26 protein-coding genes are annotated in these 21,721 nt (G+C 70.8%); 13 read left to right on the forward strand and 13 right to left on the reverse strand.

Annotated features, from left to right (window positions below):
• Positions 1-12: 12 nt before the first annotated feature.
• The 6 genes from ACZ601_RS32560 (at position 13) to ACZ601_RS32585 (ending at position 5,567) form a co-directional block, all read left to right on the forward strand.
• Complete coding sequence (locus ACZ601_RS32560) at positions 13-822, forward strand: RNA polymerase sigma factor (RefSeq protein ID WP_469544724.1); 810 nt, start codon at positions 13-15, stop codon at positions 820-822.
• Complete coding sequence (locus tag ACZ601_RS32565; protein WP_469544725.1) at positions 791-1,636, forward strand: hypothetical protein; 846 nt, start codon at positions 791-793, stop codon at positions 1,634-1,636. Before ACZ601_RS32560 ends, ACZ601_RS32565 begins: the two co-directional genes overlap by 32 nt.
• 161 nt (positions 1,637-1,797) lie before the next feature.
• A complete protein-coding gene (locus tag ACZ601_RS32570) occupies positions 1,798-2,565 on the forward strand; it encodes a hypothetical protein (protein WP_469544727.1) in 768 nt (255 codons plus the stop codon).
• A gap of 118 nt (positions 2,566-2,683) precedes the next feature.
• Complete coding sequence (locus ACZ601_RS32575) at positions 2,684-3,169, forward strand: hypothetical protein (RefSeq protein WP_469544729.1); 486 nt, start codon at positions 2,684-2,686, stop codon at positions 3,167-3,169.
• Positions 3,170-3,306: 137 nt separating this feature from the next.
• On the forward strand, positions 3,307-4,512 hold the full coding sequence (gene rocD, locus ACZ601_RS32580; protein WP_469544731.1) for an ornithine--oxo-acid transaminase: 1,206 nt from the start codon (positions 3,307-3,309) through the stop codon (positions 4,510-4,512).
• A gap of 191 nt (positions 4,513-4,703) precedes the next feature.
• Complete coding sequence (locus tag ACZ601_RS32585) at positions 4,704-5,567, forward strand: DMT family protein (protein WP_469544836.1); 864 nt, start codon at positions 4,704-4,706, stop codon at positions 5,565-5,567.
• Positions 5,568-5,737: 170 nt separating this feature from the next.
• Here the strand turns inward: ACZ601_RS32585 and ACZ601_RS32590 are convergent, their stop codons facing one another.
• A complete protein-coding gene (locus ACZ601_RS32590; RefSeq protein WP_469544732.1) occupies positions 5,738-6,721 on the reverse strand; it encodes an alpha/beta hydrolase in 984 nt (327 codons plus the stop codon).
• A 163-nt stretch (positions 6,722-6,884) separates the two neighbouring features.
• Entirely contained in the window at positions 6,885-7,238 is a 354-nt protein-coding gene (locus ACZ601_RS32595; RefSeq protein WP_469544735.1) for a PRC-barrel domain-containing protein, read from the reverse strand.
• 480 nt (positions 7,239-7,718) lie between these two features.
• Here ACZ601_RS32595 and ACZ601_RS32600 point away from each other — a divergent pair, with 480 nt between their 5' ends.
• Positions 7,719-7,874, forward strand: a complete 156-nt coding sequence (locus ACZ601_RS32600) for a DUF6131 family protein (RefSeq protein WP_311303664.1) — start codon at positions 7,719-7,721, stop codon at positions 7,872-7,874.
• Positions 7,875-8,018: 144 nt separating this feature from the next.
• Here the strand turns inward: ACZ601_RS32600 and ACZ601_RS32605 are convergent, their stop codons facing one another.
• The 4 genes from ACZ601_RS32605 to ACZ601_RS32620 form a co-directional block, all read right to left on the reverse strand.
• Positions 8,019-8,486, reverse strand: a complete 468-nt coding sequence (locus tag ACZ601_RS32605; protein ID WP_469544737.1) for a hypothetical protein — start codon at positions 8,484-8,486, stop codon at positions 8,019-8,021.
• Positions 8,487-8,515: 29 nt separating this feature from the next.
• The gene (locus ACZ601_RS32610) at positions 8,516-8,728 is read right to left on the reverse strand and encodes a DUF397 domain-containing protein (RefSeq protein WP_469544739.1); all 213 of its coding nucleotides are present in this window, start codon (positions 8,726-8,728) and stop codon (positions 8,516-8,518) included.
• A gap of 79 nt (positions 8,729-8,807) precedes the next feature.
• Complete coding sequence (locus ACZ601_RS32615) at positions 8,808-9,017, reverse strand: DUF397 domain-containing protein (protein ID WP_469544741.1); 210 nt, start codon at positions 9,015-9,017, stop codon at positions 8,808-8,810.
• Positions 9,014-9,853 carry a Scr1 family TA system antitoxin-like transcriptional regulator gene (locus ACZ601_RS32620; RefSeq protein WP_469544743.1) on the reverse strand — a complete coding sequence of 280 codons (840 nt, stop codon included), beginning with the start codon at positions 9,851-9,853 and terminating at the stop codon, positions 9,014-9,016. Before ACZ601_RS32620 ends, ACZ601_RS32615 begins: the two co-directional genes overlap by 4 nt.
• A gap of 92 nt (positions 9,854-9,945) precedes the next feature.
• Between ACZ601_RS32620 and ACZ601_RS32625 the strand changes: the two genes are divergently transcribed.
• Genes ACZ601_RS32625 through ACZ601_RS32635 form a run of 3 tightly spaced genes read left to right on the forward strand, consistent with a single transcriptional unit; the run spans position 9,946 to position 10,591 of the window.
• A complete protein-coding gene (locus tag ACZ601_RS32625) occupies positions 9,946-10,185 on the forward strand; it encodes a hypothetical protein (protein ID WP_469544745.1) in 240 nt (79 codons plus the stop codon).
• Positions 10,182-10,376: a hypothetical protein gene (locus tag ACZ601_RS32630; RefSeq protein ID WP_469544747.1), complete on the forward strand. Its 195-nt coding sequence runs from the start codon at positions 10,182-10,184 to the stop codon at positions 10,374-10,376. Before ACZ601_RS32625 ends, ACZ601_RS32630 begins: the two co-directional genes overlap by 4 nt.
• Complete coding sequence (locus ACZ601_RS32635) at positions 10,373-10,591, forward strand: hypothetical protein (RefSeq protein ID WP_469544749.1); 219 nt, start codon at positions 10,373-10,375, stop codon at positions 10,589-10,591. Before ACZ601_RS32630 ends, ACZ601_RS32635 begins: the two co-directional genes overlap by 4 nt.
• 497 nt (positions 10,592-11,088) lie before the next feature.
• On the opposite strand, the gene pdxR is transcribed toward ACZ601_RS32635, so the two are convergent.
• On the reverse strand, positions 11,089-12,492 hold the full coding sequence (gene pdxR, locus ACZ601_RS32640) for a MocR-like pyridoxine biosynthesis transcription factor PdxR (RefSeq protein ID WP_469544751.1): 1,404 nt from the start codon (positions 12,490-12,492) through the stop codon (positions 11,089-11,091).
• Between the two features lie 47 nt (positions 12,493-12,539).
• Here pdxR and ACZ601_RS32645 point away from each other — a divergent pair, with 47 nt between their 5' ends.
• Complete coding sequence (locus ACZ601_RS32645; RefSeq protein ID WP_469544752.1) at positions 12,540-13,049, forward strand: carboxymuconolactone decarboxylase family protein; 510 nt, start codon at positions 12,540-12,542, stop codon at positions 13,047-13,049.
• Between the two features lie 35 nt (positions 13,050-13,084).
• Positions 13,085-13,813: an isocitrate lyase/PEP mutase family protein gene (locus tag ACZ601_RS32650; RefSeq protein ID WP_469544754.1), complete on the forward strand. Its 729-nt coding sequence runs from the start codon at positions 13,085-13,087 to the stop codon at positions 13,811-13,813.
• A 99-nt stretch (positions 13,814-13,912) separates the two neighbouring features.
• Here ACZ601_RS32650 and ACZ601_RS32655 read toward each other — a convergent pair whose 3' ends face one another.
• The 4 genes from ACZ601_RS32655 to ACZ601_RS32670 form a co-directional block, all read right to left on the reverse strand.
• Entirely contained in the window at positions 13,913-14,902 is a 990-nt protein-coding gene (locus ACZ601_RS32655; protein WP_024488992.1) for a malate dehydrogenase, read from the reverse strand.
• A 166-nt stretch (positions 14,903-15,068) separates the two neighbouring features.
• Entirely contained in the window at positions 15,069-16,274 is a 1,206-nt protein-coding gene (locus ACZ601_RS32660) for a helix-turn-helix domain-containing protein (protein WP_469544757.1), read from the reverse strand.
• Between the two features lie 483 nt (positions 16,275-16,757).
• Positions 16,758-17,351, reverse strand: coding sequence for a DUF3017 domain-containing protein (locus ACZ601_RS32665; RefSeq protein WP_469544759.1), 594 nt, complete (start codon positions 17,349-17,351; stop codon positions 16,758-16,760).
• 20 nt (positions 17,352-17,371) lie between these two features.
• Positions 17,372-18,238: a bifunctional methylenetetrahydrofolate dehydrogenase/methenyltetrahydrofolate cyclohydrolase gene (locus ACZ601_RS32670; RefSeq protein WP_311303676.1), complete on the reverse strand. Its 867-nt coding sequence runs from the start codon at positions 18,236-18,238 to the stop codon at positions 17,372-17,374.
• Positions 18,239-18,467: 229 nt separating this feature from the next.
• Between ACZ601_RS32670 and ACZ601_RS32675 the strand changes: the two genes are divergently transcribed.
• On the forward strand, positions 18,468-19,187 hold the full coding sequence (locus ACZ601_RS32675) for an RDD family protein (RefSeq protein WP_469544761.1): 720 nt from the start codon (positions 18,468-18,470) through the stop codon (positions 19,185-19,187).
• Positions 19,188-19,260: 73 nt separating this feature from the next.
• Here ACZ601_RS32675 and purH read toward each other — a convergent pair whose 3' ends face one another.
• A complete protein-coding gene (gene purH, locus ACZ601_RS32680; RefSeq protein WP_469544763.1) occupies positions 19,261-20,814 on the reverse strand; it encodes a bifunctional phosphoribosylaminoimidazolecarboxamide formyltransferase/IMP cyclohydrolase in 1,554 nt (517 codons plus the stop codon).
• Positions 20,801-21,457: a phosphoribosylglycinamide formyltransferase gene (purN, locus tag ACZ601_RS32685; RefSeq protein WP_469544765.1), complete on the reverse strand. Its 657-nt coding sequence runs from the start codon at positions 21,455-21,457 to the stop codon at positions 20,801-20,803. The genes purH and purN overlap by 14 nt, the downstream gene beginning before the upstream one ends.
• Positions 21,458-21,721 lie beyond the last annotated feature (264 nt).

Consider the following 21,721-nt stretch of genomic DNA (forward strand, 5'->3'; position numbering starts at 1 on the left):
GGCAGCCGGTGTATGAAAGGTGTGAGGACGCAGGAGGGGGCTCTGCAGCCGGGCCGGAAGGGGGGCCGCGCCATCGATGACGAGGGTGCGGGCCGCGCTTTCGCGCCCGCCGGGGGGCGGAAGGACGGGGCGCCGGCCGGGCCGGTCTCCGAGGCGGCGGTGATCGCGCGGGTGCGCTCGGGCGAGGCCGAGGCGTACGCGGAGCTGGTGCGCGCGCATACGGGCGCCGCGCTGCGTGCCGCGGTCGCCTTCGGCGCCGGGGCGGAGGCAGAGGATGTGGTGCAGTCCGCGTTCTTCAAGGCCTACCGCTCGCTGGGGAGTTTCCGCGAGGACGCGGCGTTCCGGCCGTGGCTGTTGCGGATCGTCGTGAATGAGACCAGGAACACAGTCCGCTCGGCCGGCCGGCTGCGCGCGGTGGCCGGCCGCGAGGCAGGGCTGCGGGAGGCCGATCCGCTGATACCGGAAGCGACGGATCCGGCGGCGGCCGCACTGGCCCAGGAGCGGCGGACGCTGCTGATAGCGGCGCTGGACGGGCTGGGCGAGAAGCAGCGCCAGGTCGTCACCTGCCGCTATCTGCTGGAGATGGACGAGGCGGAGACGGCCCGGACGCTGGACTGGCCGAGGGGCACGGTGAAGTCCCGGCTGAACCGCGCGCTCAAGAAGCTGGAGAAGAGCCTCGGGGCGCTGGGCCCGCACGGCCCCTTCGCCCCGCCGGGCGCGGCGGACAGGCCCGGCGAGGTCGATACGCACGAGGTGGGCCCGGCGGTGCCGGCACAGCCGACGGAAGGGGGTGACGGGAAGCGTGAAGGACGCCGGGGATGAGGGTGAGCCGGAGCCGCAGAACGGCCGGGCACGGCTGCGGGCCGAACTTCTGGCGCTGGGGCGCGGTCTGGAGGTTCCGGAGGGCGACGGGCTGACGATGGCGGAGCGGGTGCTGGCACGGATCGTCGCCGAAGGGGTGCCCGCTCCCGCCGCCCCGGACCGGCGGGAGCGGGCCCGGGTGTGGGTCCGCCACCGCGCCCGGCTGCTGGCGGCCGCGCTGTCGGGGCTCCTGGTCGTGCTGGTGCTGACGCCCCCGGTGCGGGCCGCGGTCATGGACTGGTTCGACTTCGGCGGGGTCGAGGTGCGGTACGACCCGTCGGGGCCCGCCGCCGGACGGGCGGGTGAGCCGGTGCCGGGGTGCGCCGCCGAGCCGGTGGCACCGGCGCGGGCGGGCGAGCTGGCCGGTTTCGGCCCGCTGGTGCCGAAGGAGCTGGGCGCGCCGGACGCGGTCTCGCTGACCCGGCTGCCGGAGGGCCGCTCCATGATCACGCTGTGCTGGCGTGAGGACGGCCGGACGGTCCGGCTGGACGAGTTCGCGTCGGCCCTCGATCCCTACTTCACCAAACAGGTGCGTGAGCAGCCGGAGTGGCTGAAGGTGGCCGACGGGCGAGGCGGCGAGGTGGACGGCCTCTGGTTCGCGCGTCCGCATCTGCTGAGCTTCACCATGATCGCCCCGGACGGCACGCGGTGGAAGCAGTCGCAGCGGACGGCCGGGCCGACGCTGCTGTGGGTCGGGGACGGGCGGGTGACGCTGCGGCTGGAAGGCGTGTCATCGCCGGACCGCGCACGGGAGATCGCCGACTCCACGCATTGATTTTCGGGCCATTGATTTTCGGGGAGCCCGATTCGGGACCGATTCGGGGGCTGCAAAGGGGAACCCACGGGCGCCGAGCGGTGTATCAGAGGTGACGCGGTGCGGACGAGCCGCACCGGCGGGAACGATCAAGACGACTGGGGAACATCATGCGGCTATTAATGGGCCGGATCTCACGAGGGGCGGCCGTGCTGGCGGCCCTGCTGACGGCAGTGCTCGGGCTCGGCCTGGTCCTGGCGCCGAGCGCGTCGGCAGGCGGTCCGACGAGCATGCTGGTCACGTCGCCCGACACCGGGCACACCACCGCACTGGCCGTCACCGACAAGCGCTTCGACGAGCTGGCCCGACTGCTCGGTCCGTCCGTCCAGGGGGACACGGGGCGCCCCCCGAGCCTGGACGAGTCGGTGGGCACGAGGCAGATCAACATCACCTGGATGACCCTCGACGTCACACCGGCCAGGATCGACCGCGTCTTCCCCGGCGACGATCCGGAGACCGTATGGATACACACGGCAACGGAGATGCCCACGACCTATCGCGGGTACTGGCACCGGGCGGCGAAGCCCAAGGAGTTGCTCGCGCTCTTCACCGATCTCGAACTGCTTGGGAAGCGGAGCAACAAGTCGGGTTACACGGCGCTGTTCCCCCAGCAGTGGGAGGACACCGCCGCCTACCCGGCCCAGGACGCCGGAGACACGGCGACAGCCCCTTCATCCGCCTCCTCCTCCACTTCCTCCTCCGCCTCCGGTGGCCACGGTCCGTCCGAGCCCGATGGCTGGTGGTGGGCGATCCCCGGACTGGCTGCGGGCGGGGCACTCGTGCTGGGCGGCCAGTGGTGGACGCGGCGGCGGGAGGGCGGGCCGGGAGCGGGTGGCCTGGGCGGAGGGGCTGCCGGGACCGGGCCGCGTCAGCAGCTGCTCGATCTCTGACATCGCGGCCGCTTGCACGGAAGGTGGACAGCGTGATCAGCCAGGGACGACCCACCGAAGCGATGCGGATAGACATCGACGACAGCAGGCACAAGTTCCCCGGCAGGAAAGGACGGCAATGATTCTGGAGCTGCTGCCGGAGGTGGGGGTTTCCACACTCAGGCTGGGCCTGTCACCCGATGAGGCGGTCCGGGCCGCACGCGACCTGGGGTTCGCCCCGTCCGGCCCGGACTACGGCGACACGCCGGGACAGGTGCTCTGCGAGCACGAACGGTCCCAGACGGATTTCAACCTCGGTTTCACCAAGGGCGCGCTGACCGACATCCACGTGTCCCGGTTCCGGGTCGAGAGCGCGGACGTCACGCTCGTCCTCGACGGCCTCGATGTCTTCCGTACCCCCAGTGACCTCCTGCTGGAGCGGCTTGAGGAGCGGGGGCACACGGTCGAACAGAACGATGACGGGGTCGACACGCTCCCCGACCTCAAGGTGATCCTCTCGAACGAGAGCAGCTTCGAGTATCCGGTGGACGAGGAGGGGGACCCCCTCTTTTTCGACTACGTCCTGGTCACCTCGGTGGACTTCCGGGGACCGCGCGGGGACTGACCTCGTCGCCCCCGCCGGTCGCCCTCGGCCCGGCGAGGGCACGGGCGCGCCGTGAAGTGTGGGTTTCGTCGTGGGGGATCCGACCGACGATACAAAGTGGGCACACCAACCCGATCCGCACGACGAACGGAGATCCCGTGTCGACCACGGAAGACGCTATCGCCTCCGCCGATGCGCACAGCGCACACAACTACCATCCGCTGCCCGTCGTCGTCGCGACGGCGGAGGGTGCCTGGATGACCGATGTCGAGGGGCGGCGCTATCTCGACATGCTCGCGGGCTACTCCGCGCTCAACTTCGGCCACGGAAACCGCCGTCTGATCGACGCGGCCAAGGCGCAGCTGGAGCGGGTGACCCTGACTTCGCGGGCCTTCCACCACGACCGCTTCGCGGATTTCTGTACGCAGCTGGCCGAGTTGTGCGGCATGGAGATGGTGCTGCCGATGAACACCGGGGCGGAGGCCGTGGAGACCGCGGTGAAGACCGCCCGCAAGTGGGGCTACCGGGTCAAGGGCGTCCCGGACGGCATGGCCAAGATCATCGTCGCCTCGGACAACTTCCACGGCCGGACGACGACGGTCATCAGCTTCTCCACGGACCACGAGGCCCGTGCGGACTTCGGCCCGTACACGCCGGGGTTCGAGATCGTGCCGTACGGGGACCTGACCGCGCTGCGGGCCGCGATGACGGAGAACACCGTGGCGGTGCTGCTGGAGCCGATCCAGGGCGAGGCGGGGGTGCTGGTGCCGCCGCCCGGCTACCTCCCCGGGGTGCGGGAGCTGACCCGGGAGCGGAATGTGCTGTTCATCGCGGACGAGATCCAGTCGGGTCTGGGCCGGACCGGGAAGACGTTCGCGTGCGAGCACGAGGGCGTCGTGCCGGACATGTACGTGCTCGGCAAGGCGCTGGGCGGCGGCGTCGTGCCGGTGTCGGCCGTGGTGTCGTCTGCCGCGGTGCTGGGGGTGTACCGGCCCGGGGAGCACGGTTCGACGTTCGGCGGCAATCCGCTGGCGTGCGCGGTGGCGCTGGAGGTCATCGCGATGCTGCGGACCGGTGAGTTCCAGCAGCGGGCGACGGAGTTGGGCGACCACCTCCATCAGGAGCTGGGGCTGCTGGTGGGCGGGGGTGCGGTGGAGACGGTGCGGGGGCGCGGGCTCTGGGCGGGTGTCGACATCGCCCCCGGACACGGCACGGGCCGGGAGATCTCCGAGAAACTGATGGACCGCCGGGTGCTGGTGAAGGACACCCATGGTTCGACGATCCGGATCGCGCCACCGCTGGTGATCAGCAAGGAGGACCTGGACTGGGGCCTGGAGCAGCTCCGCGAAGTCCTGCGCGGCTGACGGGCTGCCGTCCGGTGCCCGGGGCGGGGGCGTAGCTGGTGTGTCCCCGTCCGGTGCCGGGGGCGGGGCCAGGGCGTCCCATCCGATGCCGGGGGGCGGAGCCGGTGTGTCCCCGTCCGGTGCCCGGGGGCGGTCGGAGCCATGGCGTCTCCGTCCGGCCGCCCCAGTAGAGTCCCCGTGTGCTTCTGGGGATGATCTGCGCGCTCGGTTCAGCGGTCTGCTTCGGCACGGCCTCCGTCCTTCAGGCCGTCGCCGCGCGGGCCGCGGCCGAGCCCGGGGCCGGGGCGGGGGTCGATCCGGCGCTGCTGCTGCGGGCGGTACGGCAGTGGCGTTACGTCGCCGGGCTCGCCCTCGACGGCCTCGGCTTCGTGCTCCAGATCATCGCCCTGCGCTCGCTGCCCATTTACGCGGTCGGCGCGGCGCTGGCCGCGAGTCTCGCCGTCACCGCCGTCGTCGCCGCCCGACTGCTCCAGGTGCGGCTGAGCTCCACCGAGTGGACGGCCGTCGCCGTGGTCTGCGCGGGCCTGGGCATGCTGGGGCTCGCCTCCGGCGGCGAGGGCCACCTGTCCGGCTCGGACGCGCTGCGCTGGTCGATGCTCGGGATCGCGGTCGCCGTCCTGCTCATCGGTACGGCGGCGGGCCGGCTGCCCGAGCGGGCCCGCGCACTGGTCCTGGGGCTCGGCGCGGGCTGCGGATTCGGCGTGGTGGAGGTCGCCGTCCGGCTCATCGACGACGTGTCACCGGCCGCCCTGCTGACCAACCCGGCCACGTACGCGCTGCTGGTGGGCGGCGGCTCGGCGTTCCTGCTGCTCACCTCGGCGCTGCAACGGGGCTCGGTGACGGCGGCGACCGCCGGAATGGTCCTGGGCGAGACGATCGGGCCCGCCCTGGTCGGCGTCATCTGGCTCGGTGACCGTACTCGCGAGGGCCTCGGCTGGCTGGCGATCACCGGCTTCGCGGTGGCCGTCGCGGGCGCCCTGGCCCTGGCCCGCTTCGGCGAGGCCCCGGCGGAGGACGACGCGAAGGGCGACGCGCCTGCGGTGAGCCCGAGGTAGGTCCAGGTAGGGACACGGCGGGGCCGGGGCCCCGCTTCCCCAGCTGCTTGTCCACGGCCTGCCCGGCTTCCGGTGCTCCCGGGCAGAGGCACTCCTGGCCTGCGGCTTCTTCGAGCGCCCCTGCCCTTCTGCCTCTGCCCCTCCGCCGCTGCCCTTCCACCCCTGCCCCTCTACCGCGCGAGTGTGTCCAGGGCTTCTGCGACCGGGAGGGGATCCAAGGGGCCGACGTGTGACGCTCCGGGAAAATCGTGCACCCGGAAGCGGTTTCCGGGGGTGAACGCGTCAGCTTCCGCGATCATTCGGTCCTGGAGCGCGGTGGCGATCGTCCGGTCCTTGCCGAAACGCAGGTAGGTGCGGGGAACGCGTCCCCAGCTACCGGCCCGGCCGACCGCTCGGGCCGCATACGCGGCGACGGGCTCGTCGGTCTGCATCCCGGCCAGGATCCGGCGGAAGTCGGCGTCGGGGTAGTCCGCACAGATCATCTCCTTCAGGAGGGCCAGCGCATGGCTGTCACCGGTCCGGAAGTTGAGTCGTAGGACACCGAGCCGGTCCGGGTCGCCCACGGTCAGCTCGACCGGGCTGACGGCGTTCGCGTTCTCGGGCGCCGCCGTGCACGCGTCCGCGGAGGGCATGGCCCGGCTGGGGCAGAAGGCCGCCATATAGCAGATGTGGTGCAGCAGATGCGGGACGGCGTCAGCGACCCGGCTGACCGATACGCCACCCAGACTGTGCCCGACCAGCACCACCGGGCCGTTCCGTGCCGCCCGCCGGACGATGCCTGTGACGCGCGCCTCGTAGTCGTCCAGCCCGAGACCCTTGAGCGGGGACGGCTCGGCCGCCATCGCCTTGAGGTCCTGTCGCTGGTACGCCTCCGGCACGAAAGCCTCCGCGCCGTGCTGAGGCTGGTCCACCATGACAACGCGGTGACCGCGCAGTGTCAGCTCACGCGCGATGGGAATCCAGAAGGCGCCCGCGCTGTGCGTACCGTGCACCAGCACGTAGGTGGCGGGCCCACGACGCGGGCCCGCTGCGGCCGGCGAGGTCCCCAGCCCGGTGGCCAGTGCCGCGCCCCCGACCGCGAGTCCCAGCCCCCGCAGTGCCGTCCGCCGGGTGGTGCCTGTTCGTTCTTCGTTCGTCGCTTTCGTCATGAGCAAGACGCTACGAAGGGGCCGTCCGGCCCACCAGCGGCCCAGCAACACCACGAGGGTGCGCCCAACACCCCCTCCCGAACACCGGTTCCGCCCGGTTCGTGTTCTCGGCACATGGATGGGCCCCCGGAGTTGTCCGGGGGCCCATCCATGCGACGAGATCGGTGTGTCAGAGGCCGCGGTGGCTCTGGTAGTAGCCGCCGAGCTGCTCGTGGTAACCGGCATCACCGACGTGCTTGTCCTTGTCGAACTCCGGGGAGCCCTTGATCTGGTTCTTGGTGAGATCGACGTAGATCTTTCGCTCCGCCTGGTCGATCGTCTTCACGGTGCCGGCCGGCAGCAGCACATGCTTGCCGAAGATCCAGACACCGGTGTCGACCACGAGATATGCGGAGTTGACGTCGTCCGAATGCTTGTCGACCTTTCCGATGCTTCCGTCGGTGGCCTCGACCTTGTAGCCGATCAGGTCGGTACCCTCAGCGTGACCGGCAGTCGGTGCGTAGCCCCAGATGCTCTCGCTCATATGCGTCTCCTCATTAGAAATGCTTTGCGGTCCGCGATCGAAAACCATCGCAATCCGCAATGGCCTCACCCAAATTCGGTGACGCGCTCTCAGAACGGCGCCTGCCCCTCGGATCGGATTCCAATCATGTCTGGCTGATCGGTACGCGACGTGGGGCGCGAACGACGAGGGAGCCACGGTAGAGGTGCAGATCAGCGAGACACAGCCCAGACACACCAGGGCATTAGCAGACAGAGAGGGCGCTGCGTCTCAGGTGGAGGCTGCCTGAGGGACCGACTCACCGCCCCCCTCACCTCCCGTCCTCAATTATTTCAGGAGAGTCGTGTGTGAGGTCGAATCCGCAGGGCACACGTTCCGACAGGACAGCATCCTGGCAGCTGACCATTCAGAATCCAGCCAGGCTGAACCTGTCCGATGTGCGGCGAGGCTGCCGCACCGCAGATTTCGTACACGCCAATAGAATTAACGATAGGAACTGACATGATTCTTCTGGGGCTTATTCTGCTCATTGTCGGCCTGCTCACCAGCCTGGGACTGCTGACGACCATCGGCGGTATTCTCATAGTGGTCGGCGCCATCCTGTGGATCCTCGGCTCGACCGGGCGCGCGGTCGGCGGACGGAAGCACTACTTCTAGGACGGGCCCTTGAGCGCCCAGTGCCCCTCCCGGCACCCATGAGCGTTGGGGCACGGGGCCACCAGGTCAACCCTGGTGGCCCCGTGCCCCAACGCTTCACTTATGCCATCGCCTGACTGCCCGCAGGACCCATCGCCCTCGCCCTCAGGGCCCCGGGGAAACGGCGGGATCCTCGGGCCACGCGTGCACCGCCTTCACGACGATGGGCGGCGACGGGGTACCCGCCGGCCCTACCGGGGTGCGTCGCCCGTCCTGTTCGAGCACTTCCGCAGCGCTGAGAGCCGCGTCGATACCGTTCTCGTAGTCGACGATGTGCGCCCACTCCCCGTCCGCGTCGATCGTGGGGCAGCCCCCGATCTCCTCACGCCCCGACCACGTGAGGTGCAGGATCGAGTAGCGAGCGGGTGTATCGCGGTGGCGGCAGAGCACGTCATCGTTCGACCACCGATGCGCGATCACCTCCAGCGCCGCCCGGAAGAACGGATGCGCGGGGTGCACCTCGGTCCTGAGCTCGCGCGACAGCGCCGTGTGGTCAAGGCCGCAGCCCTCGGCCATGTCACACCAGTCGTCACCGAGCCCCGCGACCCCGCTCGTATCTTTCGTCTCATCCATCGGCGCCCGCCTCCACGTCGTAGGCCTGGTCAGACGCTGCCGAACTCTCCGGCCTTCACGCCCGCCACGAAGGCAGCGAACGAACCGACAGGCACGTTCAGAGCAGGGCCGCTCACGTTCTTCGAGTCACGGACCGGGACAACGCCACGTGCAGCGGCGAGGTTCACGGCGACCTCGACGCAGTTGCCGCCGTTGTTGCTGTAGGAGGACGTGAACCACTGGGGGAGAACGGTCGTGGTCATCTTCACGAGATTCCTTTCCTCACCGCTCGGCCAAAGCCCCACCATGCGGCGCACAGTGGGGCGGTACTGCCTGCGTCTCTCAGATCCCGCCGAACTCGCCGGCCTTCACGCCCGCCACGAAGGCAGCGAACGAACCGACAGGCACGTTCAGAGCAGGGCCGCTCACGTTCTTCGAGTCACGGACCGGGACAATGCCGGGTACGGCGGCGAGGTTGACAGCTACCTCGACGCAGTCACCGCCGTTGGAGCTGTACGAGGACTTGAACCAACGGAGGGATTCGGTCGTCACGGAGTGCCCTTTCGTACCTCACGGATCATGGCTACGGAGTCCGCTTGAGACAGCGATGCAGCCTGTAGTTGATGGTAGCCCGTAAGCAGGGGCAGAACAGCGGAGCTCTCACGGTCAACGTGCCCCTGAGCATGAGACTCGGCGTACGCGACCATGGACCGGTCCGGCAGGGTGAGGAGGTTGACCGGTAGGTTGAAAGGTCGCCGCTCGCCTATGTCGAAGGGGGCCACCTGGAGCACACTATTCGGCAACTCAGCAAAGCGGCAGAGATGTTGAAACTGGGCGTCCATCACTTCGTCGCCGCCGATCGGCCGACGGATACAGCTTTCGTCCATCACCACAAGCATCATGGGCGGGCGGTCTCGCAACAGCGCCGCCTGTCGTTCCGCCAGGAACGCAACGCGCTCAGATGCTTGCTCGGCCGTGATGCTGCCACGCCGCACGTCACCGTCCGCCAGGGCTTGCGCGTACTCCGTGGTCTGCAACAGGCCTGGGACGATACCAATTTGGAACAGCCGGATCTCCACGGCCCGAGCCTCATAGCCCACGTACTCCGGGAAGCCCTCCAGCAAGATGCCGTGCTTGATCTCCCGCCACTCGCGCTCGAACGACTTGGTAGTGCCCGCCGTACCTAATGCCACGTCAGCCCGACGTGAGAACGGCAGGGTTGGCGACTTGCGACCAGTTTCGATTGCCGAAATGTGCCTGCCCGAGCAGCCAACCAACGTGCCCAGGTGGTCCTGGGTCCAGCCGCGCTCCTCGCGCAGTCTGCGCAAACGCGCCCCGAAGGCTGCCTGGGCGCTTGCTTCGGGGTTCAACTCTTTGCGGTTTACCAATGTGCTCTCCCTTGGAGCCACGTTGAAGACAGCCCCACCCTAGGCCACGCTGAACGCCCTTGGTAGTGGAATGACTACAGAGAGGTGCGGCGATGCCTGAACACAAGCGCGTCCAACTCCCGCCCGCCGGGGCACTCCTGGTGGACCGGGGCCGTAACGACCGCGTCGGGGAGTTCCGGGGCGCCTCCGGGCCCTACTGGTCGCTGCGGCCGGTCGGCGGGGGGCCCGAGTGGGAAGCCATCCCCGAGTACGTCCGGCCCGCCACCCGCGACGAGCGCCTCCACGCCCGTACCGCGTACGAGAACGCCAGGAGCCGGGGGGACGTGGCATGACCGCCAGCGACAACAGCGCAGCCGAGCCCGCCGAGCCCGCCGCGTGCCGGGTCTGCCAGGAGTTCGAGCTGGCCGAAGCCGTGGCCCGGAGCCAGCGGGACGAGAGCCGGGCGACCGACTGCCGGGTGCTGCGCAGGCGGCACCGGGCGGCCGAGCACGGAGAGCACCCCGAGCACCGGGAGCCGTCGTGAAGCGCGTCCCTGATCATGCGAGCGCGCTGCCCCCGGTGGGCGATCGTGTCCGCGCGGAACCGGAGTCCTGCGCACAGTTCTTCGCCGCGCTGGATGCCGCGATCGATCGGCGCGTCAGCGAACGCGAGGCCGAGGCGGCCGGGCTTGAGGTGCTCGCGGCCGCCGTCGAAGCGGCGGCCGCGATCCTGAAGGCCGAGCGGGAGAGCGCCGCGTGACCGGGCTGGGCTACGGGGCGGAGATCACCGTGACCGACGGGCAGCGCGCCGTTTCGCTGGGGGAGGTCGTGGTGCGCAATCGCCGGCTCGCCCTCCGGTGGCTGCGGCGGCGGGCGCCCCGGCTCGCGGAGGGGATCAAGGGGACGCTGGGGCATCGCGGGGGAACGGACGTACGGGCGGCCGTCCTCCGGAGCTCCACCGTGCTGGACGGACTCCGGGCCTGGGCCGAGGATCATGAGCAGCAGGAGGAGGCGATGGCGCGGCTGGAATCCGGGTGCCCCGACGCGTTCACCCTGGTCGACCCCGCCGCCGGACTGCTGGTGACACTCGCCGTACGGCGCGTCCGGTCGACGGCGGCCGCTCACGTACCGCGCGTCCGGTCGAGCCGGGCCGCTGCCCTGCCGAGCGTCCGGTCGACGGCGGCCGCCGACGTACCGCGCGTCCGGTCGAGCCCGGGTGCCGTGATGGCGCCGGTCGGCGCCCCCGCGCGCTTCGCCTCACGGCAGCACCCGTACGAGCGCGTCCAGTGTGCCCGCCCAGGCGCTGTCGGTCGGGGTTCCGTAGCCGATGACCAGCGCCTCGCGGCTCGCCTCGGCGTCCGGGTGGCGATAGCGGGACAGCCCCTCCACCGACAGTCCCTGCCAGGCCGCGGAGCGGACGACGTCCGCCTCGCTGCCCTCCGGGAGTTCGAGTACGGCGTGCAGTCCGGCGGCGATCCCGCTGACCCTGATGGACGGGGCCCGTTCCGCCAGGGCGGCGACGAGCTGGTCGCGGCGGCGGCGGTAGCGCAGCCGCATGGAGCGCACGTGCCGGTCGTACGCGCCGGAGGCGATGAACTCCGCGAGCGTCAGCTGGTCCAGCGCGCTGGACGACCAGTCGCTCAGCCCCTTGGCCTCGGTCACCTCGCCCACCAGTGCCTGCGGGACCACCATCCAGCCCAGCCGCAGCCCCGGTGCCATGGACTTGCTGGCCGTGCCGAAGTACACGACGTGTTCCGGGTCCAGTCCCTGGAGGGCGCCGACCGGCTGTCGGTCGTAGCGGAACTCTCCGTCGTAGTCGTCCTCCAGGATCAGGCCACCCGTGCTCCGGGCCCAGTCGACGGCGGCCGCCCGCCGGTCGGGGTGGAGCGGTACCCCGGTCGGGAACTGGTGCGCGGGTGTCAGCAGCACCGCGCCCGCGCCCCGTATGCCGGGTAGTTCGCCGGTACGGGAGCCGAGTTCGTCGAGCGGCAGGCAGGGGATGCGCAGCCCGGCCTCGGTGAGCAGGCGGGTGTGCACGTCGAGTCCGTACGATTCGACGGCCACCTCCCGCACGCGGCGCTCCCGCAGCACCTTGCCCGTCATCATCAGTCCGTGGACGAAGCCGGCGCAGATGACGATGCGTTCGGGGTCCGCGTACACGCCTCGGGCCCGTGACAGGTAGTCGGCCAGCACCGTGCGCAGTTCGACGCGGCCGCGTGGATCGCCGTAGCCGAGGGCGTCGTTGGGGGCCGAGGTGATGGCGCGGCGGGCGGCCTTGAGCCATTCGGCGCGCGGGAACGTCGAGAGGTCGGGCGAGCCGGGCATCAGGCTGTAGGCGGGGCTGGTGCGGGGCGGCCGGGAACGCGGCGCCCTGGTCGCCGCGCGGCGCGGCTCGGCGCGCCGGGCGACCCGGGTGCCGGAGCCCTGGCGGGCGGTGAGCCAGCCCTCCGCGACCAGTTCCGCGTAGGCGTCCGCGACGGTGTTGCGGGCGATGCCGAGGTCGGCCGCGAGGGTGCGGGACGACGGCAGCCGGGTGCCCGGTGCCAGCCGTCCGGTCCGGGCCGCCTCGCGCAGGGCGTCCATGAGCCCGGCCCGCAGTCCGGTTGCGCCGGTCGGGTCAATGTGCAGGTCGGCACCGAAAGTGGCCCAGGGATCCGTCATGAAAATGGACCATACCGCTGCGCCATCCCGCGCGTAGCGTCGTATCCATGACCACGAACGAGCACCACCACGCAACGTCCGAGTACACCGCAGAGCACACGCCCCGCATGCAGTGGGCCGAGCACGCCCCCGACGTCTACAAGGCGATGGCCCGACTGGAGGCCGCGTCCCGCAAGGGAACCGACCCGGTCGTGGCCGAGCTGGTGAAGATCCGGGCCTCGCAGCTCAACCACTGCGCGTTCTGCCTCGACATGCACACCAAGGACGCGCTGGCGGCGGGTGAGTCCGTGGAGCGGATCGTGCAGCTCAGCGCCTGGGAGGAGTCGCAGCACTTCTTCACGCCGAAGGAGATCGCGGCGATCGAGCTGACCGAGGCGGTGACCGTCCTGACCGACGGTTTCGTGCCGGACGAGGTGTACGCGAAGGCCGCGAAGCACTTCGACGAGACGGAGCTCGCCCACCTCATCGCCTCGATCATCACGATCAACGCCTGGAACCGGTTCGCCGTGTCCACCCGGATGGTCCCGGGCCACTACACCCCGGGCGACCACCGCTGACCGTCCCGCCCCCCTCCCCCGTCTGGAGCCCCGCGATGACCGCGTCCGAACTGCTCGCCCTGCACCACGGCCGAACCCCCGGCGATCCGCTGGTCCTGCCCGGCCCCTGGGACGCCGCGAGCGCCCGGGTCTTCGCGGACGCCGGGTTCCCGGCCCTGGCCACGCCGAGCGCGGGGGTCGCGGCGTCGCTCGGGTACGAGGACGGGGAGACGCCCGCGGCGGAGATGTTCGCGGCGGTGGCGCGGATCGCCCGCGCGGTCGCCGTCCCCGTCTCCGCGGACATCGAGGCGGCGTACGGGCTGGCGCCGAAGGAGCTGGTGGAACGGCTGCTCGCCACCGGGGCGGTCGGCTGCAACCTGGAGGACTCGGTGGACGGTGTCCTGATGGAGCCGGACCGGCAGGCGGACCGGCTGGCGGAGGTGCGGGCGGCCGCCGGGGACGCGCTCTTCGTCAACGCGCGGGTCGACACGTACGTGCGCGGCGTCCCGGCCGGTACGGACCAGGAGGCGGAGACCGTGCGCCGCGCGCTGCTGTACGTGGCGGCGGGCGCGGACTGCGTCTACCCGATCGGTGCCCCGGCCGAGTCGCTCCCCCGGCTGGCCGCCGCCGTGTCCGCACCGCTCAACGCGCTCGCCCGGCCGGACGGTCCGGGCCCGCGCCGGCTCGGGGAGCTGGGCGCCGCCCGGATCACCTTCGGCCCGGGGCTTCAACGCAGGGCCATGACCGCCGTACACGGGATCGCGGACGAACTGCGCGGCAACTGAGTTCCCGGTGCGCACGGAAGAGGCGTAAGGCCCTAACACCACGCCCCCGGCAGCGAGCGGCTGCCGGGGGCGTCTGCGTACCCGCGAACGGGCGGTGGATCAGATGAGGCCGAGCTCGCGGACCGCGTCGCGCTCCTCGGTGAGCTCCTTCACCGACGCGTCGATGCGCGCACGGGAGAACTCGTTGATGTCCAGGCCCTGGACGATCTTGTACGTGCCGTTCTCGGTGGTGACCGGGAAGGACGAGATGATGCCCTCGGGGACGCCGTAGGAGCCGTCCGACGGAATACCCATCGAGGTCCAGTCGCCGGCGGCGGTGCCGTTGACCCAGGTGTGCACGTGGTCGATGGCGGCGTTCGCGGCGGAGGCGGCCGAGGACGCGCCACGGGCCTCGATGATCGCGGCGCCGCGCTTGGCGACGGTCGGGATGAAGGTGTCGCCCAGCCAGGCCTCGTCGTTGACGAGCTCGGCGGCGTTCTTGCCCGCGATCTCCGCGTGGAAGATGTCCGGGTACTGGGTGGCCGAGTGGTTGCCCCAGATCGTCAGCTTCTTGATGTCGGAGACGGCGGCACCGGTCTTGGCGGCCAGCTGCGAGATCGCGCGGTTGTGGTCGAGGCGGGTCATCGCCGTGAAGCGCTCGGCCGGCACGTCCGGGGCGGCGGCCTGCGCGATGAGCGCGTTGGTGTTGGCCGGGTTGCCGACGACGAGGACCTTGATGTCGTCCGCGGCGTTGTCGTTGATCGCCTTGCCCTGCGGCTTGAAGATGCCGCCGTTGGCGGAGAGCAGGTCGCCGCGCTCCATGCCCTTGGTGCGCGGGCGGGCGCCGACGAGCAGCGCGACGTTGGCGCCGGCGAAGCCGACGTTGGCGTCGTCGGTGATCTCGATGTTGCGCAGCAGCGGGAAGGCGCAGTCGTCGAGCTCCATCGCGGTGCCCTCGGCCGCCTTGAGTCCCTGCGGGATCTCCAGGAGACGCAGGTTGACCGGCACGTCCGGGCCGAGCAGGTGGCCGGAGGCGATGCGGAAGAGCAGCGCGTAGCCGATCTGGCCGGCTGCGCCGGTCACGGTGACATTCACGGGAGTGCGGGTCATGGCGATCTCCGTTAGACAGCTGGCGGTGGGGGCTCCTGGCCCCTGGTGCTGGACATCCCTGAATCTTGATGTGAAGAGATATCCAGCGATCAGGCTATCCGACCCGGAACCCCATGGCCGCCCGGCCCCCTGTGGCACCGCACACAACTCACGGTCACGGTCACGGTCACCCGGTCGCTTCGGCCGTGCATCCCTTCGTGCCGGTGGTGAGGGTGGCGCACGCCTTGACGTCCGCGACCCGCTTCACGGCGACCATCGGGGTGTACGTGTCCAGCGCGGTGGACACCTTGCCGTCCTGGCCCGCACCGCCCGCGCTGATCCGCACGGTGTCGCCGGCCGCCGCCTTGGTGATCCGGGCCCACGCCGCCCCGCAGGGCTCGCTGTAGCGCACCTCGACGACGCTCGCGCCGACGGTGGCGCTGGCGACCGTACGGACGTGCGTGCCGCCGCAGCCCATGTCCTCGGGGTCCTGTCCGGCGCATGCGGAGCCGCTGCAACCGATCCCGGCCGGCAGTCCCGGGGCGCTGGTCTTCGGTGTCGGGGAAGGGGCGGCAGCCCGGTCGGCGTCGGAGTCACCACCGGGGCCGGTCAGCAGCACGGCAGCGGTCACCGCCGCCAGAACGCCCAACGCGGCCACGGCGATCACCAGCTGTTTACGGCGACTGCCGTCGCGGCCCCCGCCATTGCCCCGACCACCGCGGCGGCTTTCGGGCTCCGGGTGCGCGAACGGCGGCTGACCGGGCCCCGCGCCCGTGCCCATGGCCGTGCCCGTGCCCGTGCCCGTACCCACGGCCTGAACCGGCCAGGTCAGCGGCTGCGGCTGGGACTGCTGCTGGGATTGCTGCTGCGGCTGGGACTGCGGCTGTTGCTGTGACTGCGACTGCTGCTGCTGCTGCTGGGGAATGTGCGGAACGGTCCCGCGCTGGACGGGCACGGACGGCGAGCGGCGCCCGCCGCTCGCACCGGCAGCGTCCTCGGCCGTGCCGACGGCACCTGAGGGGCGGCTCCTGCCATGGCCGCGCGACGGCTGCCCGTTCTCACCGAGCGCCGCACGCGCCTGGATGATCCGCATGCCCTCCATCGTCATGTCGTGACGCATCTCGGCCCGGCTCCAGGCCCGTTCCGTCAGCTCCCACATGGTGTTCAGATGGACGTGGTTGGTGCCCGTCACCTCGGCCAGCGCGACGATCGCACCCCTGGGGGCGAGGAGCCGCCCGTTCAGGTACCGCTCCCACGACGTCTTGCTGTACCCCGTGCGGTCGGCCAGCGCGGCGATGCTCAGGCCGCTGCGGTCGACGAGTCTGCGCAGCTGGCCCGCGAATTCCCGTACCTGTGGGCCGAGATCCTCCGGCAGCGCCTTCCAACGAGGCATTACTTCCCCCCTGCTTCCCAATTCCCGCTTCACGTCGATTCGGCTTCCGCTTTCCCGTTTCCGGATGCGCCCCGCGCACCGCTCGCCCCCTGCCCGGAAGCAGTGGTCTTCCGTTCCGGGCTACCCAGGGAGATACGCGAACGCGGGCTGTCAGTTCCTCGCGAGGCAGCGCACGGTTGCACTCGTGCGTCCGGCACGCACCCTCGCGCGCCCCTGCCCCGCCGGCCCACGGCCATCCGTCGGCTGTCGTACACCGGCTGTCCGCCATCGTTGCCTGGCGATCACACCGTGGCGGAATGGTCACTTCCGTGCCACAGGCCACAGTCATCCCTTGAACAGACCTTCCCCAACCACAAGGCTGGGACCAGGACGGGGCAAGGCCGCTCAACTCGCCGCATTCCGGAGGATTTCGCTCCGGCGCGCCCCGCCCCCGGTGTCCGTCCCTTCTCGGGGGAGGGGGCGGGCACCGGTGAGCGGAACGGTTCAGCGGATCGTGAAGTGGACCGCGTTCTCCAGGAACGGGATGTCCAGCCACGGCTTGGGCTGGGCCATCAGCGAGAGCATCACGATGAGGACGCCGAGCAGTCCGTACGTCACCAGGTCCGTGAAGCGGGAACGCACCGCGAGCATGCCCACCGAGGGGATCACGAGCCGGAGCACCGCGCCCCCGATGAGGGCCACGCCGATCAGTATCGTGCCGATCCGGAAGGCCTCCTCGAAGGGGTCGGTGGCCACCACCAGCAGCCCGATCGCGGCCGTGCAGAGCACCGCGAGCAACGGCCACTGCCTGGCGGGCGCCGGCGCGTCTCCGCCCGCCGCCCGGCCGCCGCCCTCGGGGCGCGCGGTGTCCGTGGTGAGCGACGCCGCCTCGCGCGAACGGCCCGTCGTGGACCCCTCGGCGGGAGCGGGTGCCAGGTGGCTGCCGGTGCGGCCGTCCGCGGCGGTGTCGTCTGCCGCGCCACCCGGCGCCTCCACGGCTTCGGCTTCGGCTTCCGCTTCCACTTCCGCGTCATCGCTCTCGGCGGCCGGCCCGTCCGCGGCGGCGGCGCGGTCGGCCGGACTCGTACCAGCACCCATGGGGTTCCTTCCGGTTCGGATCAGCCCGCGGCCGGGGCGGAGTCGCGCTCGGCCGCCTCGACCACGTTGACGAGCAGCTGGGCGCGGGTCATCGGGCCGACGCCGCCCGGGTTGGGCGAGATCCACGCGGCGACCTCGGCCACGCCCGGGTGGACGTCTCCGACGATCTTGCCGTTCTCGTCCCGGCTGACGCCGACGTCGAGCACGGCCGCGCCCGGCTTCACGTCCTCGGGCTTGATGATGTGGGGCACCCCGGCGGCCGCGACGATGATGTCGGCCTGCCGCAGCTGGGCGGACAGGTCACGCGTACCGGTGTGGCACTGGGTCACCGTGGCGTTCTCCGACTTGCGGGTCAGCAGCAGCGGGATCGACCGGCCGATGGTGACGCCGCGTCCGACGACCACGACGTGCGCTCCGTTGATCTCCACACCGTGGTGGCGGAGCAGCTGCACGACACCCTGCGGGGTGCAGGGCAGCGGGCCCTTCTCATTGAGCACGAGGCGGCCGAGGTTCATCGGGTGCAGACCGTCGGCGTCCTTGGCCGGATCCATCAGTTCCAGGACGCGGTTGGTGTCGATTCCCTTGGGGAGCGGCAGCTGCACGATGTAACCCGTGCACTCGGGATCGGCGTTCAGTTCGCGTACGACGTCCTCGATCTCCTCCTGGGTGGCGGTGTCGGGGAGTTCGCGCTGGATGGAGCCGATGCCGACCTGGGCGCAGTCGCGGTGCTTGCCCGCCACGTACCACTTGCTGCCCGGGTCGTCCCCCACCAGGAGGGTTCCCAGGCCGGGGGTGATGCCCCGCGCCTTGAGGGCCGCCACGCGGACGGTGAGATCGGACTTGATCGCGGCTGCGGTGGCTTTGCCATCGAGAATCTGGGCAGTCATGGGGGGCATTCTCGCGGATGACCCCACCCGGGGACCAATCACAGGTAGCGGCCGTGGACACAAGGTTGCACTTGGACAACTTCTCACGCAGCGGCTGGACAAACTTACGTCCCGCTTATAACGATGAAGGCCGCAGTGCCGCAGAAGTACCCGGGGGGCGGACCACTGATGTTTTCTTCCTCCGCGCGGCCGCATTCGTCCCCGTATGTCCGTTGGAGGAAACACCCACATGAGCTTCGGCGACCCGAACCCGAACAACCCCTACGGGCAGCAGCCCGGCCAGCCGCCGCAGGACCAGCCGGGCTACGGCTATCCCCAGCAGGCTCCCCAGGGCGTTCCGCCGCAGGGCCAGCCGGGCTACGGCTACCCCCAGGCACCCGGCATCCCGCCGCAGGGCCAGCCCGGTTACGGCTACCCGCAGCAGCACATGGGCCAGCCCGGCGCCCCGGTGCCCGAGGGCTACGCGAACGTGCCCGGCCTGGGCATGGTCGAGGTCGGCACGTACGGAGCCCGCTTCGGCGCCCGTCTGCTCGACATGATCTTCGCGTACATCGTGGTGTTCATTCTCAACATGATCATCTTTGGCTCCGTCGCCGCCGGCGTCAGCGGGGACGATGACGGGTCGTCCGCCGGACTGGCCGTCGGGTCCTTCATCGGCGCCGCGATCCTCTCGGCTCTGACGGTCATCTTCTACGACGTCATCTTCGTCAGCACGATGGGCTCGACGCCGGGAAAGATGATCCTCGGCATGCGGATCGTCAGTTCCCGGACCGGCCAGAAGCCGTCCTTCGGCCCGGCGCTGGTCCGTTGGGGCTTCCCGATCGGCCTCGGGTACATCACCTGCTTCCTGGGCTACATCCTCATCGTGATCTCGCCGTTCTTCGACAACACCGGACAGCTGCGCGGCTGGCACGACAAGGCCGCGAACACCCTGGTGATCAAGAAGTAACGCCGTACGGCGACGCACGAAGGGCCGGTCTCCCCGAACTTGTTGGGGGAGACCGGCCCTTCGTGCGTCGGACTCAGTGGAAGAAGTGCCGGGTGCCCGTGAAGTACATCGTCACGCCCGCCTTCTTCGCGGCCTCGACCGCCAGCTCGTCACGGACCGAACCGCCGGGCTGGGCCACGGCCTTGACGCCGGCCCCGGTCAGGATCTCCAGCCCGTCGGGGAACGGGAAGAAGGCGTCGGAGGCGGCGTACGAGCCCCGGGCACGCTCCTCGCCCGCGCGCTCGACGGCGAGCTTCGCGGAGTCGACGCGGTTGACCTGGCCCATGCCGACGCCGACCGAGGCACCGTCCTTGGCGAGCAGGATCGCGTTCGACTTGACCGCGCGGCACGCCTTCCAGGCGAAGGCCAGCTCCCGCAGCTCATCGGCGGAGAGCGCCTCACCCGCGGCGAGCGTCCAGTTGGCCGGGTCGTCGCCCTCGGCCTGGAGCCGGTCGGTGACCTGGAGCAGCGCACCGCCGTCGATCGGCTTGACCTCGACCTCCGCGGACGGGGCCTCGGGACAGCGCAGCACCCTAATGTTCTTCTTGCGGGACAGCACCTCGACGGCGCCGTCCTCGTACGCCGGGGCGACGATGACCTCGGTGAAGATCTCCGCGACCTGCTCGGCCATGGCGACGGTCACCGGGCGGTTGACGGCGATGACACCGCCGTACGCGGAAAGCGGGTCGCAGGCGTGCGCGTTGCGGTGCGCCTCCGCCACGTCGGCGGCGATCGCGATGCCGCACGGGTTGGCGTGCTTGATGATCGCGACGCAGGGCTCGGTGTGGTCGTACGCGGCCCGGCGCGCGGCGTCGGTGTCCGTGTAGTTGTTGTACGACATCGCCTTGCCGTGCAGCTGCTCGGCACCGGCCAGTCCGCCGGTACCGGAGGTGTAGAGCGCGGCGGGCTGGTGCGGGTTCTCGCCGTAGCGCAGGACGTCCTGGCGCTCGTACGTCGCACCGAAGAAGTCGGGGAAGCCCGAGTCGTCGGCGGCGGCGTAGTCGTCCGCGAACCAGGAGGCGACCGCGACGTCGTACGCGGCGGTGTGCTGGAAGGCCTCGGCGGCGAGCCGCTTGCGGGCGGTCAGGTCGAAGCCGCCCTCCTTGACGGCGGCGAGCACGTCGGCGTAGCGCTCGGGGCTGGTGACGACGGCCACCGACGGGTGGTTCTTCGCGGCGGCACGGACCATCGACGGGCCGCCGATGTCGATCTGCTCCACGCACTCGTCGGCCGAGGCGCCGGAGGCGACGGTCTCCTTGAACGGGTAGAGGTTGACGACCACCAGGTCGAACGGCTCCACGCCCAGCTCCGCGAGCTGCTCGCGGTGGGCGTCGAGCCGGAGGTCGGCCAGGATTCCGGCGTGGACGCGGGGGTGCAGCGTCTTGACGCGGCCGTCGAGGCACTCGGGGAAGCCGGTGAGCTCCTCGACCTTGGTGACCGGCACTCCGGCGGCCGCGATCTTCCCGGCGGTGGAGCCGGTGGAGACCAGCTCGACACCGGCCTCGTGCAGTCCGCGGGCGAGGTCTTCGAGCCCGGTCTTGTCGTAGACGCTGACCAGGGCGCGGCGGATGGGCTTATTCACCGACATGATCGAGATGAACCTTTCGTCCCTCAATGCGATAGCCGTCACGGGCGAGCCGCCCCACGGCCTCGACGAGCAGCTTGCGCTCGACTTCCTTGATGCGTTCATGGAGGGCCGCTTCGCCCTCCGGGGTGTCCTCTTCGGTCACCTCGACCACGCCCTGCGCGATGATCGGACCGGTGTCGACGCCGTCGTCGACGAAGTGGACGGTGCACCCGGTGACCTTCACGCCGTACGCGAGCGCGTCACGTACCCCGTGGGCACCGGGAAAGCTGGGGAGCAGGGCGGGGTGGGTGTTGATGATCCGGCCGCCGAACCCGGCGAGGAACTCCTTGCCGACGATCTTCATGAACCCCGCGGACACGACGAGGTCCGGGCGGTGCGCGGCGGTGGCGGAGGCGAGCGCGGCATCCCACTCCGCACGCGTCGCGTGGTCCTTGACCCGGCACACGAACGTGGGGATTCCGGCCCGTTCGGCCCGCTCCAGGCCGGCGATTTTGTCGCGGTCCGCACCGACCGCCACGACCTGCGCGCCGTACCCCTCGGGGTCGTCACCGATCGCGTCGAGCAGGGCCTGGAGGTTCGTACCGGAGCCGGAGACCAGGACGACCAGTCGGGCCGGGGCGGCGGAGGAGAGCGGGGAGGCCACGGCTGGGCCCTTTCTCGCGTGTGGAGCAGTTCGAAGCGGCCGCGCCACGGCGGCCATGCTGTTTGTACGGTCGTACGAAAGAACCACGCCCCCCGATACGGGGAACTCTACGAACGCGCCGACCGTCAGCAACGATACCGGCACCTTGCGAGGGCCTTGCGTGACGGGGGTGAGGGACCGGTGGCGCTCCGGTCGGCGCCGGGAGCGGGTGCCGCGGGCGGCAGCTGTCGGCCACCGCGCGTGCACGCCCAGCTTTCGGCCCCT

This window comes from Streptomyces sp. NPDC104307, from assembly GCF_055584045.1.